This is a genomic window from Methanobacterium congolense (assembly GCF_900095295.1).
Classification (GTDB): Archaea; Methanobacteriota; Methanobacteria; order Methanobacteriales; family Methanobacteriaceae; genus Methanobacterium_C; species Methanobacterium_C congolense.
This window is the reverse complement of the sequence record NZ_LT607756.1, coordinates 424741-442038: the sequence shown is the minus strand read 5'-3', so window position 1 is coordinate 442038 and position 17298 is coordinate 424741. Positions and strand designations below refer to the sequence as shown.

The window sequence follows — 17298 nt, the reverse complement described above, 5'->3', positions numbered from 1 at the left end:
TAATTGGATTATATGGATCGGATGGCTTATAATTATTGTAATAATAGTTATAATTGGAGGTTTGATGGCAGTGTACTTAAAAAAAAGGTTGAAAACCAAAGATTAATTTTTTCTTAAGAATTATCTTTTTTAAAAGGATTACGTCCTTCAAAGCATGCCTCCCCTTGGGAGTGAATCCTAATTACATTTAAAAATATAAAAATGAAAAATTAATTTTTCATTAAATAATTTAAAAAAAACAATTGAAATTCCGAATTTTATTAAATTAAATTTTAAATTAAATTTTATGTAACTCAGCTAAAACCTGATTCACATCTTCAAAGGCCATTTGATTTTGAAGTTCCGGAACAGTTGGACGCGTGACAACAACCACGGGTATTCCTAGTTCAAGTGCAGCATCTATCTTTGAGAGTGTGCCACCTGTTTCACCACTCTCCTTGGTGAGAACAACAGATGCATGGTACTCCTTCATCACAGCCTCGTTTAATTCCTTTGAAAATGTTCCCTGCATTGCTATTATGTTTTCACCAGTTAACCCCAGTTCAAAACACTTATTCAAGGAATAATTGGAGGGTACTATTCTTGCAACAATGTTTTCAGGAGGTATTAACTCAGTCAGATGGTGAAGGGTTGAAACTCCAGCAAGATGCAGTACTTTAGGCGTAGGAATTTTATCTTCCATATCATTTCCTGCAGTCTTCTTTGAAGTTGTTTTTACAATCTCCTTCACCTTTGAAGCTGCTTCTTCAAATGATTTGACTTCATGGACCAGATCATCATCCGGAAGTGGTACTTGAGGTCTTTCAAACCTCAAATACTTTATTCCTGATATTTCTGATGCTTTTATTGCATTCTTGGTTGCTTCAGCTGCAAATGGATGGGTTGCATCCACGAGAACCTCTATATTTTTTTGAGATATGGTTTGAACTATTTCATCCACACCCAATCCCTTCGATATAACACTAAAAGCCCCTGCGGATCTTGCAAGTTCTCCACCGTACCCTGTGGTTGTGGTGGCGAGAATTTCAGTATCCTCAAAGGCACGGAGTTTCTCAATTATTCTAACTGCATCACGTGTACCAGCCATGACCATGATCTTCATTTTATCAACTTCTCAGATATGAATTCAGCTACAAATATTATGGCTGCAACCACCACTATTAAAACCCAATCCTTGGCCCCAATAGCAGTTGTCCTGAATATTCCCTGAAGGAATGGCACGTAGATTACACAGACTTGGAGCAGGAACGATGCTGCAACAGCCAACAACAAAGTTTTGTTAGGTACCATTCCCTTGGCCTTGCAGTTGAACACGTTGAATATCTGAAACATCACGAAGACTGTGAATGCCATGGTGGTTGCCTTGATCACAGTTGAACCTGATGTTAGTTCAAAGTAGTAGAGTGCCATGGTTCCAACAGCCATGACAACTCCTGCAAAGGTTATTCTCAGGAGGTTCTTCCTGTGAAGGATGTTTCCCTTACTTGGAGGGCGTTCCATAACATCTGCCTCGGAAGGTTCAACACCCAAAGACTGGGCTGGAGGACCGTCCATTATTATGTTGATCCACAGTATCTGAATCGGGTTGAAGGGTATTGGCAGATTTGCAAGGGATGCAGATGTTATGGTGAGTATTGCACCTATGTTGGTTGAGAGCTGGAATTTGACAAACCTTTTGATGTTGTCGAAGATCGTTCTTCCCTCTTTAACAGCTTTAACTATTGTTGCGAAGTTATCATCCTGGAGGAGCATGTCTGCAGATTCCTTAGCAACATCTGTACCTGAGCCCATTGCAACACCGATAGCTGCCTTTTTAAGTGCAGGTGCATCGTTAACTCCATCTCCAGTCATGGATACAACATGACCCCTTGAACGCAGGGCCTCAACTATTCTGACCTTCTGTTCAGGGAAAACACGTGCGTAAACGTTCACATCTTCAACAATGCTGTTGAATTCATCATCACTGAGTTTATCAAGATCTGAACCTGTGAGAACTTTTCCAGATCCATCCCCTGATTTAGGACCTAAAATTCCAATTTCAGATGCTATAGCTGCTGCAGTGTCTTTATGATCACCCGTTATCATTACAACATTGATACCTGCATGTTTACAGGTTGCAACAGCTTCCTGAGCTTCTTTACGGGGTGGATCCATCATTCCAACAAGGCCCACAAAGATCAGATCATTCTCAAGGCCATCTTTATCCTCCAGATCAACACTCGAATCAATTTTTTTGTAGGCAAGTGCCAATACCCTCAGGGCACTTGAGGTCATGTTTTTAAGTTCTTCAAGAACTTCTTCTCGGTTATCCTCTGTGATTTCAGAGATCTCTCCCCCTTCCTCAACACGGCTGCATCGTTGGAGTATGATCTCAGGAGCACCCTTGGTTAACACATACCTTTCGCCGTTGAACTCGTTGACAGTGGTCATTCTCTTCCTTTCACTGTCAAGGGGTATCTCAAAGATCCGCCTATGGGTCTTTTCAAGTTCTTCACGGCTATAGCCATTTTCATCTGCAAATATGAGCATTGCTCCATCTGTTGGATCTCCAATGATCCTTCCATTTGAGAGGGAGGAGTTGTTACAGAGTGCTGAAACTGTGTAGGCCATTTCAGGGGATGTGATCTTGGTTTGGCGTACGGTCATCTTGTTCTTTGTGAGGGTTCCTGTTTTATCTGTACATATGGTTGTGCATGAACCCAGGGTTTCCACTGCAAGGAGTTTTCTTACAACTGCATTGCTCTTAGCCATTCTCTGCATTCCAAGGGCCAAAGTCAGGGTTAAGATTGCAGGCAAACCCTCTGGTACAGCTGCAACTGCCAGGGAAACTGCTGTCATGAAGTTTTCAACGATTGGTACCCCCTTGAAGAACTGGAGTACGAATATTCCAGAACACACAACAACAGCTATGAGGCCCATCATCTTTCCAAGACTGGCTATTCTATCTTGAAGGGGTGTTTTTGCCTCTTCTTCCTGTATCATTTCTGCAATTTTACCTATGGCTGTGTTCATTCCGATTTCAACAACCACTCCCATTCCACGTCCAGTTGAAACATTGGTGTCCATGAATGCAAGGTTCTTTGTCTCCTCATCAGATACAAAGTTTTCATCCTTTTTAACAGGTTTTGATTCACCAGTTAGTGCTGATTCATCAACAAGAAGGTCATAACTTTTTATTATCCTTATATCTGCGGGAATTTTGTCCCCCTCTTCAACAACAATGACATCTCCAATTGTGAGTTCTGCAGCGGGAATTTTGACCTTTTTACCATCACGCAGCACAACTGCCTCTGCAGAACTCATGTCCTTAAGCTTTGCCATTGCTTCCTCGGCACGATTCTCCTGTATGAACCCTACGGTTGCATTTAAAACAACCACAATTAATATTACAGCTGCATCTGTGGTGTCTCCTATGAAAGCTGCAGCAACAGCTGCAACAATAAGGAGGATTATAAGGAAGTCTTTGAACTGTCCTAAAAATCGTTTTACGGGGCCTGGTTTTTCTTCTTCCACAAGCTCGTTTTTTCCATATTTAGTAACACGTTTTTGAGCTTCTTCTGTTGTTAATCCATCCGATGTGGATTTTAGTTTATCCAAAACTTCATCAACACTTAAATTTTGCCATTTCATTGTTTACACATCTTGTAAAAAACTGCTTTTTTGTAATTTATGAGTTTCATATTCTTTTTTGTATTTAAAAATTCAGTTGAGAGTGGTTTTATTATTACATCTGATCCCACGGCCTCTGCAACCTCAACTATGTAAGGTTGAAGTTCTTCTGGAGGTCTTATTGAGTAGATGAGTGATGCACCACCATATATTTTTAAGTTAGGATCTGTAATATCATCTTTAACAACACCTTCATGGGAAGGTTTAATATCTGTCATGATAATATTCATCTTATGATGTTCCTTCAGTTTGAGTGCAACCCTTGGGAAACCACCAACACCAACCTCCACGATCTTAGAGTTTTTATCATAGTTTTTTAGAATGTAATCAGATAAATCGTTCCACATAATATCACTACACTGTTTAATGGAGAAATTCATGATAATAAGAGAGTTTCGGCGTCCAGATATCAAAAGGGTTCTTGAAATAGAGGAATCCTCATTCGATGACCCCTACCCCTCCAGTGTACTTGTCGAAATTTACAACCTTGGAGCTGGTTTTCTGGTTGCCCAGGAAGATAATAGTATCGTGGGATATATTATATTTTGGATCAGATTTGAAGATGAGGGTCACATCATTTCAATTGCAGTTGACAAAAAATACCGGCGAAGGGGTGTTGGTTCCAAGCTCGTTGAAACTGCAACGGAAATATTCCAGAAGTACAACGTGAAAAAAATAAAGTTGGAAGTCCGAGTTGGAAATCGTGGTGCACAGAAGTTCTACAGACACCTGGGATTCTCTGAAAAAAAGATTCTTGAGGATTACTACGAGGATCTTGAAGATGCTGTGATCATGAATCGAGAACTGATGAACCCAAAAACGCCTAAGATATGGGAGTGACTCAAACATTGCTAAAAATTTTTACTGATCTTGGAACTCATAAACATCATCAAAATAATTAGATAATAATTTAATGATAATTTAACTTAAATATTGAATTGATCCAGTGATAGAACTTTAATATGAATTTTACAGGATAAATAAATTTTAATTAATGAATAAAGCTCATTTAGTAATAAACAAGTGCATAGAAATATAATACAAATAGAATAAAAAGTTAATGTAACGATACGGTGATGTAATGCTAAAAGAAGCAAAATTAGCTTTAGAAGATGGAACAATATTTAAAGGAGATGGATTCGGTTTTGAAACCACTAAAACTGGTGAAGTGGTTTTTACAACGGGAATGACTGGATACGTTGAATCACTTACTGATCCTTCCTACAAAGGTCAGATACTCATGTCAACATACCCTTTACAGGGTAACTACGGAGTTTCCAGGGAATGGTTTCAATCAGAGGGGATAAAGGCTGAAGGATTCATTGTAAGGGAAAACAACCCCTACACATCCCATAGTTTATCAGAAAAAACTTTATCAGAATTTTTAGCGGAATATGAAGTTCCAGGTATAAGTGGAATCGACACCCGTGCCCTCACTCTGAAGATCAGAAGGTTTGGAGCTATGAAAGGCGCCCTCACAACAGAGGACATATCTGATGATGAACTTAAGGAAATGGCAAATGCACAGAAGGGCATAGAGGAACTTGACCTTGTGGATGAAGTCTGTGTTTCAGAGCCCAGAATATTCGGTGAAGACTACGATAAATGGGCTGTCATTCTGGACTGTGGTATAAAACAGAACAGTATCAATGCACTGCTTAAGAGGGAAGTTGGAGTCGTTGTATTGCCCTACAAGACAGATGTTAATGATATCATGGACTACGAACCTGATGCAATGCTTGTTTCAAGCGGCCCTGGAAATCCAGAGAGGGTTGGAAATGCCATTGAAACCGTTCAGAAGCTCAAAGAAAAGCTTCCAATATTTGGGATATGTCTTGGTCAGCAGATAATCAGCCTGGCATTCGGTGCCAGGATCTACAAGATGAAATTCGGTCACAGGGGAATAAACCAGCCAGTTAAGGACCTTAAAACTGGAAAGGTTTCAATAACATCCCAGAACCACGGTTTCACAGTGGATCCAGAATCAGTAGAAGGTTTACCAATAAGGATAACCCAGTTAAATCTCAACGACGGCACTCCTGAAGGAATAGAACATAAAGAACTGCCAATTTCAAGTGTGCAGTACCATCCAGAGGCTGGGCCAGGCCCACACGACACTGATTACTACTTCGACAACTTCGTTGAAACCTTGAAGAACTACTGAAACTAATTAATTAAAACTTAATTAAAACTAAATTTAAATACTTAAAAAGCCAATTGTAGACAGATAAAACCTCCAAATTATAATAAAAACGGTTTAAAAAATAATAACTGAGTTATTTGAAATTGGAGATCACTTTGTAGTGAAAACATATAATTCATTAAAATTGATTGAATTAAAGTTGATTGTTAAGTAAATGGATTATAATAATTTCTAATTAAGAGAATTAAGTAGAGGATCATAAATGCCAAAGGACGCAGACATAAAAAAAGTTCTCATTATTGGATCGGGACCCATTCAGATTGGTCAGGCAGCTGAATTCGATTATTCAGGTTCCCAAGCATGTAAATCCCTCATGGAAGAGGGAATTGAAACCGTGCTTGTGAACAGTAACCCTGCAACAATACAGACTGATATCGAAACTGCTGAAAAAGTCTATGTGGAACCCCTAACCCCTGAAATCGTTGCAAAGATAATAAAAAAGGAGAAACCAGATGCAATACTCCCCACTATGGGCGGACAAACCGGTTTAAACGTTGCAACCGGTCTTGAAAAGATCGGTGCCCTTGACGGAGTTAAGGTCATAGGATCATCGGTTCAGACCATAAGAAACGTTGAAGACCGTGATCTTTTCGGGCACTTCATGTTGGAGTTAAATGAGCCCATACCCAAATGTAGGGCTGTTACCTCTCTTGAAGAAGCTCTTGATGCTGTCAAGGAGATCGGTTACCCTGTGATAGTCAGGCCTGCATTCACCCTTGGTGGAACAGGCGGAGGTGTTGCCCACAACCAGGAAGAACTGGTTGAAATTGCAACCAGGGGCCTTGACATGAGCTTCATAAACCAGGTTCTCATTGATGAGTCTGTTATTGGATGGAGAGAATTTGAATACGAAGTGATGAGGGATAAAAACGACACTTGTATCATAGTATGTAACATGGAGAACATGGACCCCATGGGAATACATACCGGTGAGAGTATAGTTGTTGCTCCAAGCCAGACCCTTTCAGACGTTGACAATCAACGACTGAGAAATGCTTCCATCAAGATCATAAGGGCCCTTCAGATACAGGGAGGTTGTAACATCCAGTTCGCTGTTCATCCAGACACCGGAGATTACAAAGTCATTGAAGTGAACCCAAGGGTGAGCAGAAGCAGTGCACTTGCGTCCAAAGCCACAGGATACCCAATTGCAAAGATATCCTCCAAGATAGCAGTTGGAATGACCCTTGATGAGATACAAAACGATATAACCAAGGAAACACCTGCATCCTTTGAACCTTCCCTGGACTACGTGGTTGCAAAGGTACCGCGTTGGCCATTCGATAAATTCAAGGGTATCAAACGTGAAATTGGAGTTCAGATGCAGTCAACTGGAGAGGTTATGGCCATCGGTAGAACTGCAGAGGAAGCCCTTCACAAAGCCATAAGATCCCTTGACATCGGAAAGAACAGTTTTGAAGAGGTTCCATTCACAGAGGATCTCCTCAGAAATGCAACGGATCAACGTATATTCCATATTTACAGTGCCCTGAAATCTGGAATGACCGTTGAAGAACTGCATGAAATAACCCAAATAAACACCTTCTTTTTATATAAATTACTCAACATCATTGAATTTGAGAACAAATTAGAAAAGTTAAGCACTACAAATAAAAATGATGTTTTAAATCCTGAAATCCTTAGAAAAGCTAAGAGAATGGGATTCCCTGATCGCAAGATCGCTAAGTATGCGGGATGCTCCGAGAAAAACCTTCGAAACATCAGGAAGGAAAATGGTGTAGTTGCAACCTACAAAATGGTTGATACATGTGCTGCAGAGTTTGAAGCAAAAACACCTTATTATTACAGTACCTATGAAGATGAGGATGAAGTAGCTGTTTCTGATAATAAAAAAGTTGTTATAATTGGTGCTGGACCTATAAGAATTGGGCAGGGTATAGAATTTGATTACTGCTGTGTTCATGCAGCAATGGCCCTTAAAGATGAGGGAATTGAAACAATAATCATAAACAACAACCCTGAAACTGTCAGTACTGATTACGACATCTCAAACAAGCTCTACTTCGAACCCCTGACACTGGAGGATGTCATGAACATCATTGACAAGGAAACCCCCTATGGAGTCGTTGTCCAATTCGGAGGGCAAACATCCATAAACCTTGCAGTACCCCTTGCAGAGGAAGGTGTAAGGATTCTTGGAACTCCTCATGAAAGTATTGATCGTGTTGAGGATCGTGAAAGGTTCACCGAAGTTTTAGAGAAACTTGAAATACCTCAGGCAGATTATGGTATTGCACACTCATTCGAAGATGCCAGCAAAGTTGCAGAGAGGATAGGTTTCCCAGTACTCGTCAGACCATCTTACGTTCTAGGTGGAAGAGCCATGGAGATCGTTTACGATGATGATGAACTCAGGGAGTACATGAAAGAAGCCGTGAAGATATCACCAGAACATCCCATACTCGTTGACAAGTTCCTTGAAGATGCAATCGAAATAGATGTTGACGCACTCTGTGATGGCGAAGAGGTCTTCATCGGAGGAATAATGGAACATATAGAAGAAGCAGGAGTTCATTCAGGCGATTCTGCATGCGTTATACCGCCACAGAGCATCTCAAAAAAGGTTATTCAAACAATCCGAGAACACACAAGAAAGCTTGCCCTTGAACTGGACGTTGTTGGACTTATGAACATACAGTACGCTGTCAAGGCGGAAGAAAATGGAGAAGACACAGTTTACATCATTGAGGCCAACCCACGTGCAAGCCGTACAGTTCCATTCGTGAGTAAATCTGTAGGAGTACCACTTGCAAAGATTGCAGCCATGCTCATGATGGGTAAAAAGCTCAGTGACTTCGGACTCAGGGATAAAATTGAAATCAAACACGTTGCAGTTAAAGAATCAATATTCCCCTTCATCAAGATTCCCGATGCAGACTCAGTACTCGGACCTGAGATGAAGTCCACAGGGGAAAGTATGGGAATAGATGACAACTTCGGAGTTTCCTACTACAAGGCACAGCTTTCAGCAGGCATGAAACTTCCAAAGGAAGGTAAAGTGTTCATAAGTGTTAAGGATGCAGACAAGGACAGTATCCGGGACATAGTTGAAGACGCAGCAAATATGGGATTCCAGCTTACAGCAACCCGCGGAACTGCAGAAGCTGTTAAAGAGCATGTTTCCATAGAAACCATTCGCAAGGTGAGTCAAGGATCACCGAACATACGCGACGCTATGCTTGATGGTGAAATAGACCTTATAATAAACACCCCCTCAGGCAGACAGTCTGCAGATGATGGTTACCATATAAGAAGGCTTGCAGTTGAACTTGGAATACCCTACGTCACAACACTTGCAGGGGCCAGGGCAGTTCTAAAGGCAATTGAGAAGGTTAAAGATGGAAGTATTGACGTTAAATCCCTCAATGAATATCATGAATTGATTTAATGAAAAAAGAAAGAAAGGATTAAGATCCTTTTTTATTTTATTTCGGGATATTCTTATTTAACTTCCAAAATCGATTTTTTTAATTTTTTTTAAGTTATAGTTCATCCTTAAAAATTATTTTAAATGAAATTAATTTCAAATATAAAAATTTTTTTTATAGGATTTTTTATTATTCCATCAATTTAAAGTCAAAGGTTAAATTTATGGCTAAAAATTGTTTTTTAAAAAATTAAATACTAGAAAATCTTTTTTTAAACATTTCAACGATTTTTCATGATTTTTCATACTACAAACCAATAAATAGAAGGATATTTTTCAATACTACAAACCAATAAATAGAAGGATAAAAATATTTCATTTCATATGATCACCATTAAAAACGCCACGGTTCTCTACGGAGAGAACATGGACGCTGTAAAAAGTAACATCCTCATTGAAGATGATAAAATAGTAGAAGTATCCCAAAATGCCAGCGGTGGGATGATCGTAGATGCTTCAGGCTGCATAGTTGCCCCATGCCTCATAAATTCCCATATTCACATGGGAGATTCAGTTGCAAAGGATGCTGGGGACGGACAACCCATAAACAAAATAGTTAAACCTCCAGATGGTATAAAGCACAGGATACTGAATGAAACTCCTCCAGAGAAACTCGTTGAATCCATGAGAGAGTCCATGAACTACATGCTTGAAACAGGTACCACAACTTTTGTTGATTTTAGAGAGGGAGGATTTGAGGGTGTTGAACTCATTGATGAGGCTTCAAGGGATATTCCCATAAGGAAGATCGTTCTTGGACGTCACGATTCATTCCTGGATCCAGAAGTTGAAACCTCCGCTGTGAAAAAAACAGCAAAAAAACTTCTAAAAAGCTGTGATGGAATTGGTTTAAGTGGTTTTGGTGAGATACGGGATGATGTGGCCATTGCAATTACCGATACCTGCAAGAAGTATGGTAAAATCTCATCCATACATGCTGCAGAGTACCATGATGTTCAGGAAAAATCTTTAAGAACAACTGGCAACACAGAAGTTCAAAGGGCCCTTAAAACAGGTTTTGACCTTCTAGTACATTTAACTTCACCCATTGACAATGATTTAAAGTTCACAGGACTGAATGGTGTGCCTGTTGTTTCATGTCCCCGATCAAATGGAGCATTATCCGTGGGAATACCACCTATAAAGGAAATGATGGACAACAACATAGACGTTCTCCTTGGAACCGACAACGTGATGTTCAACTCACCAAACATGTTTCAGGAGATGGAGTATGCTCTCAAGGTTACAAGAGGGCTTTACAGGGCGTATGTGTCCCCAGTTGATGTGTTTAAGATGGCAACTGTCAACGCTGCAAAGGCTCTGAACCTGGATACCGGATGGATTCAGGAGGGTAAGGTTGCCGATCTCATGATAGTTAAACTGACATCTGAAAATCCGGTGCTGTCCCTCATAAATAGGGCTGAATCGAAAAACATAATAGGATTGATAACTGATAGTAGATTAATATTAAAGAGGTGAACCAATGTACAAGAAAATACTACTGCCAACAGATGGTTCAAAATACGCAAATAAAGCTGCAGAACACGCCATCTGGATTGCAAGTGAAAGTTGTGCTGAATTAATTGTTTTGAATGTGGTTGAAACTTCTTCACTTGTAGGATTACCTGCAGAGGACCTCATAGTGAAAATCACTGAGATGCTCAAGGAAGAGGGAAAACAAGCCATAGAAAAAATTGGTGATATGGCAAAAACTAGTGAAATTGAACCTAAATGTGGAGAAACATTGAAGGTAACATCCAAAACAACTGAAGGTTCTCCTGCAGAAGCCATATTAAAAACCATTGAAGAAGAAGATATAGATCTTGTTGTGATGGGAACTTCTGGAAAACATGGATTGGACAGATTTTTATTGGGAAGCGTAACTGAAAAGGTAGTCAGATCAGCAAAATGCCCTGTTTTAGCTGTGCACTGATCTGCAAAAGAATTTTTTAATTCATTTAAAACCGTGTTAATTAGTTTTATGCATAAATTAGCAGGTGTAACAATGCTTGTAAAAGAGATAATGTCAGAGGACATACACTACATAAACGTTCCAGGTAACCGTGCCAACGCACTGGAAATCATGAGAGATACCAACGTATCAGGATTACCCGTTGTAAAAAAAGGAACCAAAGAAGTTGTTGGAGTACTTACAAGGACAGATCTTGTTGAAAACCCTGATGAAGAGCAGATAGCTCTTATAATGACCAGGAATCCAATAACCGCATCTCCAGATGATGATGTTAAGGATATTGCAGTTAAGATGATGGAAAACAACATAAGAAGAGTTCCAATAACTGAAAATGGAGAGTTAGTTGGTCTTGTAACTGCATCAGATATGATAAACAATGCGTTATGGAAGATGGAAGTTAAGGATCCTGTTGAGGATTACATGCTCAAGGATATTCCAACAACATGGGAAAAAACTCCCCTCAATGTTGCATTTGGGATAATGAGGTATTTCAACCTAAAAGTTCTCCTGGCCCTTAACAACGAGGGAAAACTTTCAGGCATACTCACAGAAACAGATTTTATAGACGAAAGTGAGGTCGTTTCAGAGAGAACCGTGCACAACACATCCGTAGGTACCGAAGGGGATAAATGGTCCTGGGACAGTAAAAGCGTGCTTTACGTCGTGAAGAATCATCTCAAATTTTCTGATAAGGAGGTTAAGGATGTTGCAACACCAGATCCTGTTGTTGTAACAACAAAAACACCGGTTCAGGAATGTGCAAATAAGATGAAACAGAGAAAAATTGAACAGATTCCTGTAATTGATGTTGAAGGAGATCTGGTCGGACTTGTAAGGGCCATTGATTTAATAAAGGCTATCAGCGATTAAAATGTCAAAAATTCCAATTTTGAAGATAAAGGGGGATCCAGAAACCATAAGGATCATCGCAAAAAAGGGTGGAGATGTATCCATACAGACCATAAACCTGAAATTCATAATGGCCAACCTATGGTGGGACGGAGCCCCTGAACTTGAAACTTTTTTCAACGTGATGGAGTTAACAATAAAAAGAGCCCTTAAAGAAGTTCATGAATTCGAAAAACTGACCATTGACTACACTTACCGTGCAAATGACAGACTTGAAGATGCATCTGAGATAGTGGTTGAAATAGATGATGTCAAAGCTGATGACGTGGATGTGGAAGTGGCTGGACGATTCATAAACCTTCTTGGAGTGGATGATAGAGGATTCTTCAAAAGACTCACAAGCTCCCGTAGAAGGGTTGAAGAAACTGTTCACAAAGAGATTTAAAGAAAAATAGGATTTTCTTATTTTTAGTTTATTATTTTTTTTAAATAAAAATCAAATTTATTTTAAATAAATGATTTTAAATAAAAAATTTAAGTTGAGGGCTTGAAATAAATTCAAAGTCCCTGAAATTCAGATGTTTAACATAAAGATTAAATAACTCTTCTAACATGAGGCAAAACTTCAATGAGAAGTTTTTCAGCATCTTCCCTATCAACAACTCTTCTTGCAACGATTTTACCCTTTTTGAAAATTGTAACATTTCTTCCATCTGTTTCAAGCATTGCTATACCCATTTGACTGGAACACTTAACACTACCAAGTTTTTTAAGTTCTTCACATGTACTCTTTATGTTGATCTGGTAGGGAAGCTCTGTTTCAAACATTATCTTGTTCTTCTCGTCTTTACAGGGTTTATATACAACAATTTCCTTCTTTGAACCGCCATAATCCCCTATATCGAGGGTGACTCTTCTGAAACCAACAGCCCTAAGCTCTGAATCAATGTGCTGTAAGATTCCCCTGTTCAAGATTTTATCTATTTTTTCAACTTCAATGAGTGCAGTATCCTCATTATCCCTGACTCTTACAACAGTAGATCCTGTAAGCCCCTTCAAGAGTGATTCAGCATATTTGATTCTGTTTATCTTTTTAGGAGTTATTTCACTGTTTTTTGATATTCTCGTTGCAAGGCATGTTGTTGAAGGGGAGTAGTTCATTCCCATGGAACCCAGTAGTTCCCTGACTTCTTCTGCTGTGAAACCTGCCTTTACAAGGGGGCTTCTAATGTTTTTAGCGTAGTTCACCATTGTTCCAGGCCTGTCCTCAAGGAGGTCACTTACGTTGGTACCATCCACCACCTCATCAAGGCCTTCTTCAGCCCGTATCTCCTCAAGTTTAGAGTACATCTTGTTCTTACATATGTAACACCTGTTAGGAGGGTTTGATTTAAATGATTCATCAAGACAGAAGTCTTCCTTCAGAATCCTGTGTTTTATCCCTAGTTCATCTGCCACGTTCCTAGCACTTTCAATGAAATCGTTGGGCATAACTCCATTGTCGATTGTTACAGCAAGTGAGTCATTTGAAACTTCCTCTGCAATTTTTGCAAGGAGCGTGCTGTCGGCACCGCCTGAAAAGGCCACCAAAACCTTTTTATCACGGAGTTCTTCCTTTAATATGTTTAATTTCGTTGTTGTTTCCATTAAAATCTTTCCATGCGCTTTATCTTCTAATTCTAAAGTTTGAGGAGGAGATGAAAATATTCAGAAGAATATATGATGAAGTTATGTTCTTTAGAAAATTTTAATGCATCATCACAAAAGCAGGCCACATATTCCCTCTTAAAACATCATTTTATTCTAGGAAAATATTAATTTACGCCATTTAATATTTTTAATAAAGTTATAACCTTATAAATTCTCTTTTACGTATTTCAGGACTTCAACAGCATCTTCCATTTTCAGGTCAATACCTCTTTCATCAAGAAATCTTTCAAGCTCCTCTTTTTTATCCTCATCAATCTTAGCATCCTTTAAAACCTTTCTGTAGGTTCTCTTAGGGTAATAAATGGATTTTGCAGTTTGAACTAAACTTTTAAAGTCTTCTTCATCTATCAGATCTTCGTTCACAGCTAGCCTGAAATTGTATCCCATAGTAACAAGGGCTTCTGAGAGCTGTTCCAGGGTTTCAGGGTTGAATACAACTGCAACATCATCATCAGCTTCTATTAATCCGTTTTTGTAGTAACTGTAAACTCTGCCCACCCCAACCATTCCAAAATCATCCAGTTCAGATGCCCGAAGTGCACCCATACTTGCACCACCAACAACCCTGACACCTTCTTTCAATGCTCTGAGTATTTCTTTATGGGAAACAGCAGGTTTCTGGTGGAAAACACCATCAATAATTGCTATCACATCAGGTTTATCCTGTAAAGCTTTGATTACATCATCACGCCCTACTGGAGGTCGGTAGTCTGCCTTCAAAATTTTAACAGCATCTTTAGGGTGGATCGATGGTCCTGTAAATACTATGATCCTTTTATCAGTACGTGTTATATTTTTATCCAATTGAATCCCCTATCTCTTTATTCATGGGTTCATTCCCAAGAAAGGGATGATCCTAATTTCACCTAAGTCCCTATTTAAATAACTATTAAAATATAAAACTAATAAATAATTTTCTACTTCAAAAATAAGAGATATGATGGAATTCTAAAAAATAAAAGTTTAAAAACAATTAAAATAAAATTTAACCAGTTTAATGCATAGATTGATGTACTACCACGTGGAAGTAGTATATTGAAATGTGTAATTTAAGAAGGGATAATAAAATGGGTGGACAATTACTCGTTAAGATCAGTACTTCCAACGATTTCTTCGTGAAGCTTTAAAATCCTTGGAATTGATGGATGATCCGATCCAATCCGTTTTTCCCATTTCTTAAGGACGAATTCTATTCCAACTTCTTCTGTGCCATGTACAAGGTTGTCTGCATGGGCAACGATTTTTTCCTCAAGTGTTAGGGGAATATAATCTTTAGAGGGTAATCCAAGTGCTTCTGCTTCAAGCCGAGGTATTCCGGCACCTATATGTCTTTCAGCAATTTTCTGGACTTCAATGGGATATCCATTTTTACGAAGTATCTCTGCACCCACCACCCCGTGAAATATACTGTGGGTTTTTGATCTACCAATATCATGGAGCAGAGCTCCTTCTTCAATCAAATCCACATTCACATGGTTAAAATTAGAGGATAATTGTAGTGCCTTCCTTGAAACTGTTTTACAGTGCTCAATTACATGGGAAGGTAATTTTAGATCGTTTAAGTTCTCTAAGATTAAATTCGAATTCAAATATTCTTCCTCAAATGATAATTAATTCAGATCTTAATTTAAAAATAGGGTTTCATGATTTAATGGGTCAACTCATTTTTTGCATCATTTCCTTCAATTCAGTTATAACTGCAGAGTTATCCTGATATTCAAGGTTTCCACCACATTTTGGACATACAAAGTTGTTTTCAGATGCTTCCTCGAATCTATATCTGCATCCGTTGGTTAAACATACAAAGAACATGTTTCCTTCTTCGAATTCCAGTGCCTCTTCAATTTCCCTTGAAAAGTTTTCATACTTGTGATTTATTATGTCTGCAACCTTTTCCTCCTCAAACTTCCAACTGTATGTATACCACTGGGTTTCAGGGTCTTTGCTTCTTTTGTAACTAGCAACTCCTGCATCGTAAAGTTTGTAGAGTACTTTTCTTACAATATTAAGTCTTACTTCAGTTTCTTCTGCAATTTCTTCGTCTGTTGTTTTACCCTTCACTAAACATTCAATGATGGAAACACTGCTTTCCTCATCATTTGTGATGTCCATGAGGACTTCTTGAACGGTGGGATCCATAAGCATTTAAGCTCCTCCTTTAATTATGAAAATTTGAGTGAATCCGAGATCAATTCATGATCTGACATGACTTCCATAAATGAACAGTTCATTAACCATCTAAAGCCATGATACGATGGTTCAAATACAATCAAATTTAATGGTCGGTACCTAATTTCCAGAAACTTCAGTTCAGGTTTGGTACTTTGATCATCACTCACATCAAATCGTTTTACACCATTACACTTTGAAATTTACATTCAAAATTTTCAAAAGAATATAACAATCTCGGTGTTATTCTATATAAACAAAATAGTATTTATATTTGTTGAATGACAATATTGATCAGAAAAAGCAATGGTTAAAAACAAGTTTAAATGATTCTAACAATTACAGCTGGTGTGTGTTCAACAGAATCGAGCATTTCAACTGTGATATCAGTTATGTCCCCATCGAAGGCACTGCCCATATCGTAAACCGTTTCTATATCCATCTCATTTTTTTCATGATATTCTTCAGCTAGTTTAGCTATTCCAATTATATCATCCAGATCATGGCTCTTTGAAATTCCCAAAGGTGTTGGACCTATTTTACTCCCAAATCGGCCTAAAACATACCCAAAAAATCCCAGATCATATTTTATGCCAGAAACTGCTATGGGAAGGGATGTGAATTTTCTACCAAAAATTTCGTAACTTGCATCGGTGTCTATGATCATCACAGTAACTGTCTTACCTGTGTTATCTTTTATCTTCTCTTCAATATCCCTTGCAACCAGTTCAGGTTTATCTGGAAGTAATGAAAGGAATGTTCCAGGAACGTTACTCAAATCCACTCCTGCTTCAGATGCAGGTTTAAGTGCATGTTTCAGCCCATAATATTCCAGAATAACCTTTTTATGAGATCTGGCTTCTGGAGGAAGTTTTCTGAGGTTATGGATGGTTCTCTTTTTTATCCGGAAAATTGGGCCCAGAATATAACCCCACATATATTTGGACCATACTTCTGCAAGTATTGTGGATAATAGTGATGGTTCAAATTTTGATTCATCAACTAGCCTGTTCTGGGATACAGATATGGGTGTTTCAGAGATCACAAGAAAATCTCCATCTTCGATAAGATCTGTAGCAGCATGAACTATTGTTTCATAAGGTTCACCAGGTTTTATGTATCCTGTTTTAATTGGTATAGTGAGGTAATTCAGTTTCTTATCCAATACATGTTCATCCAAGTTTATCACCGTTCAAGTCCATAGTGGATTGTTAACTTCCGCAAAATTATCGTAAAATAACTGCAAATTATCCATTAAATTATCCATTGAAGTTTTTA

The 17298-nt window shown here is 38.6% G+C and carries 15 protein-coding genes; 7 read left to right on the top strand and 8 right to left on the bottom strand.

Going from position 1 to position 17298, the window contains the following annotated elements:
* Positions 1 to 277: 277 nt before the first annotated feature.
* The 3 genes from cobK to MCBB_RS02110 are packed head-to-tail and all read right to left on the bottom strand — an operon-like array spanning position 278 to position 4016.
* Positions 278 to 1102 (bottom strand): precorrin-6A reductase, encoded by an 825-nt coding sequence (gene cobK, locus MCBB_RS02120; RefSeq protein WP_071906140.1) that lies wholly within the window; start codon positions 1100 to 1102, stop codon positions 278 to 280.
* Positions 1099 to 3630, bottom strand: a complete 2532-nt coding sequence (locus MCBB_RS02115; protein WP_071906139.1) for a calcium-translocating P-type ATPase, PMCA-type — start codon at positions 3628 to 3630, stop codon at positions 1099 to 1101. The genes cobK and MCBB_RS02115 overlap by 4 nt, the downstream gene beginning before the upstream one ends.
* Positions 3627 to 4016 (bottom strand): UPF0146 family protein, encoded by a 390-nt coding sequence (locus MCBB_RS02110; RefSeq protein ID WP_071906136.1) that lies wholly within the window; start codon positions 4014 to 4016, stop codon positions 3627 to 3629. Before MCBB_RS02110 ends, MCBB_RS02115 begins: the two co-directional genes overlap by 4 nt.
* Positions 4017 to 4047: 31 nt before the next feature.
* Between MCBB_RS02110 and rimI the strand changes: the two genes are divergently transcribed.
* The 7 genes from rimI (at position 4048) to MCBB_RS02075 (ending at position 12586) form a co-directional block, all read left to right on the top strand.
* On the top strand, positions 4048 to 4509 hold the full coding sequence (gene rimI, locus MCBB_RS02105) for a ribosomal protein S18-alanine N-acetyltransferase (RefSeq protein WP_071906134.1): 462 nt from the start codon (positions 4048 to 4050) through the stop codon (positions 4507 to 4509).
* 241 nt (positions 4510 to 4750) lie between these two features.
* Positions 4751 to 5833, top strand: a complete 1083-nt coding sequence (carA, locus tag MCBB_RS02100; RefSeq protein WP_071906131.1) for a glutamine-hydrolyzing carbamoyl-phosphate synthase small subunit — start codon at positions 4751 to 4753, stop codon at positions 5831 to 5833.
* Between the two features lie 241 nt (positions 5834 to 6074).
* A complete protein-coding gene (gene carB / locus MCBB_RS02095) occupies positions 6075 to 9281 on the top strand; it encodes a carbamoyl-phosphate synthase large subunit (RefSeq protein ID WP_071906129.1) in 3207 nt (1068 codons plus the stop codon).
* Positions 9282 to 9644: 363 nt separating this feature from the next.
* The gene (locus MCBB_RS02090; RefSeq protein WP_071906127.1) at positions 9645 to 10799 is read left to right on the top strand and encodes an amidohydrolase family protein; all 1155 of its coding nucleotides are present in this window, start codon (positions 9645 to 9647) and stop codon (positions 10797 to 10799) included.
* 4 nt (positions 10800 to 10803) lie between these two features.
* Complete coding sequence (locus MCBB_RS02085; protein WP_071906125.1) at positions 10804 to 11253, top strand: universal stress protein; 450 nt, start codon at positions 10804 to 10806, stop codon at positions 11251 to 11253.
* 72 nt (positions 11254 to 11325) lie between these two features.
* Positions 11326 to 12162 (top strand): CBS domain-containing protein, encoded by an 837-nt coding sequence (locus tag MCBB_RS02080; RefSeq protein ID WP_071906123.1) that lies wholly within the window; start codon positions 11326 to 11328, stop codon positions 12160 to 12162.
* A 1-nt stretch (position 12163) separates the two neighbouring features.
* Positions 12164 to 12586 carry a hypothetical protein gene (locus MCBB_RS02075; RefSeq protein WP_071906120.1) on the top strand — a complete coding sequence of 141 codons (423 nt, stop codon included), beginning with the start codon at positions 12164 to 12166 and terminating at the stop codon, positions 12584 to 12586.
* A gap of 149 nt (positions 12587 to 12735) precedes the next feature.
* Here MCBB_RS02075 and larE read toward each other — a convergent pair whose 3' ends face one another.
* From larE to MCBB_RS02050, 5 genes are all read right to left on the bottom strand, one after another.
* Positions 12736 to 13788 carry an ATP-dependent sacrificial sulfur transferase LarE gene (larE, locus tag MCBB_RS02070; protein WP_071906118.1) on the bottom strand — a complete coding sequence of 351 codons (1053 nt, stop codon included), beginning with the start codon at positions 13786 to 13788 and terminating at the stop codon, positions 12736 to 12738.
* A 207-nt stretch (positions 13789 to 13995) separates the two neighbouring features.
* Positions 13996 to 14655: a TfuA-related McrA-glycine thioamidation protein gene (locus MCBB_RS02065; RefSeq protein WP_231916389.1), complete on the bottom strand. Its 660-nt coding sequence runs from the start codon at positions 14653 to 14655 to the stop codon at positions 13996 to 13998.
* 275 nt (positions 14656 to 14930) lie between these two features.
* Positions 14931 to 15440: a TIGR00295 family protein gene (locus tag MCBB_RS02060; protein ID WP_145975993.1), complete on the bottom strand. Its 510-nt coding sequence runs from the start codon at positions 15438 to 15440 to the stop codon at positions 14931 to 14933.
* A gap of 67 nt (positions 15441 to 15507) precedes the next feature.
* On the bottom strand, positions 15508 to 15996 hold the full coding sequence (tfe, locus tag MCBB_RS02055) for a transcription factor E (RefSeq protein ID WP_071906116.1): 489 nt from the start codon (positions 15994 to 15996) through the stop codon (positions 15508 to 15510).
* 346 nt (positions 15997 to 16342) lie between these two features.
* Positions 16343 to 17200 (bottom strand): coenzyme F420-0:L-glutamate ligase, encoded by an 858-nt coding sequence (locus tag MCBB_RS02050; protein ID WP_231916388.1) that lies wholly within the window; start codon positions 17198 to 17200, stop codon positions 16343 to 16345.
* Positions 17201 to 17298: the final 98 nt, after the last annotated feature.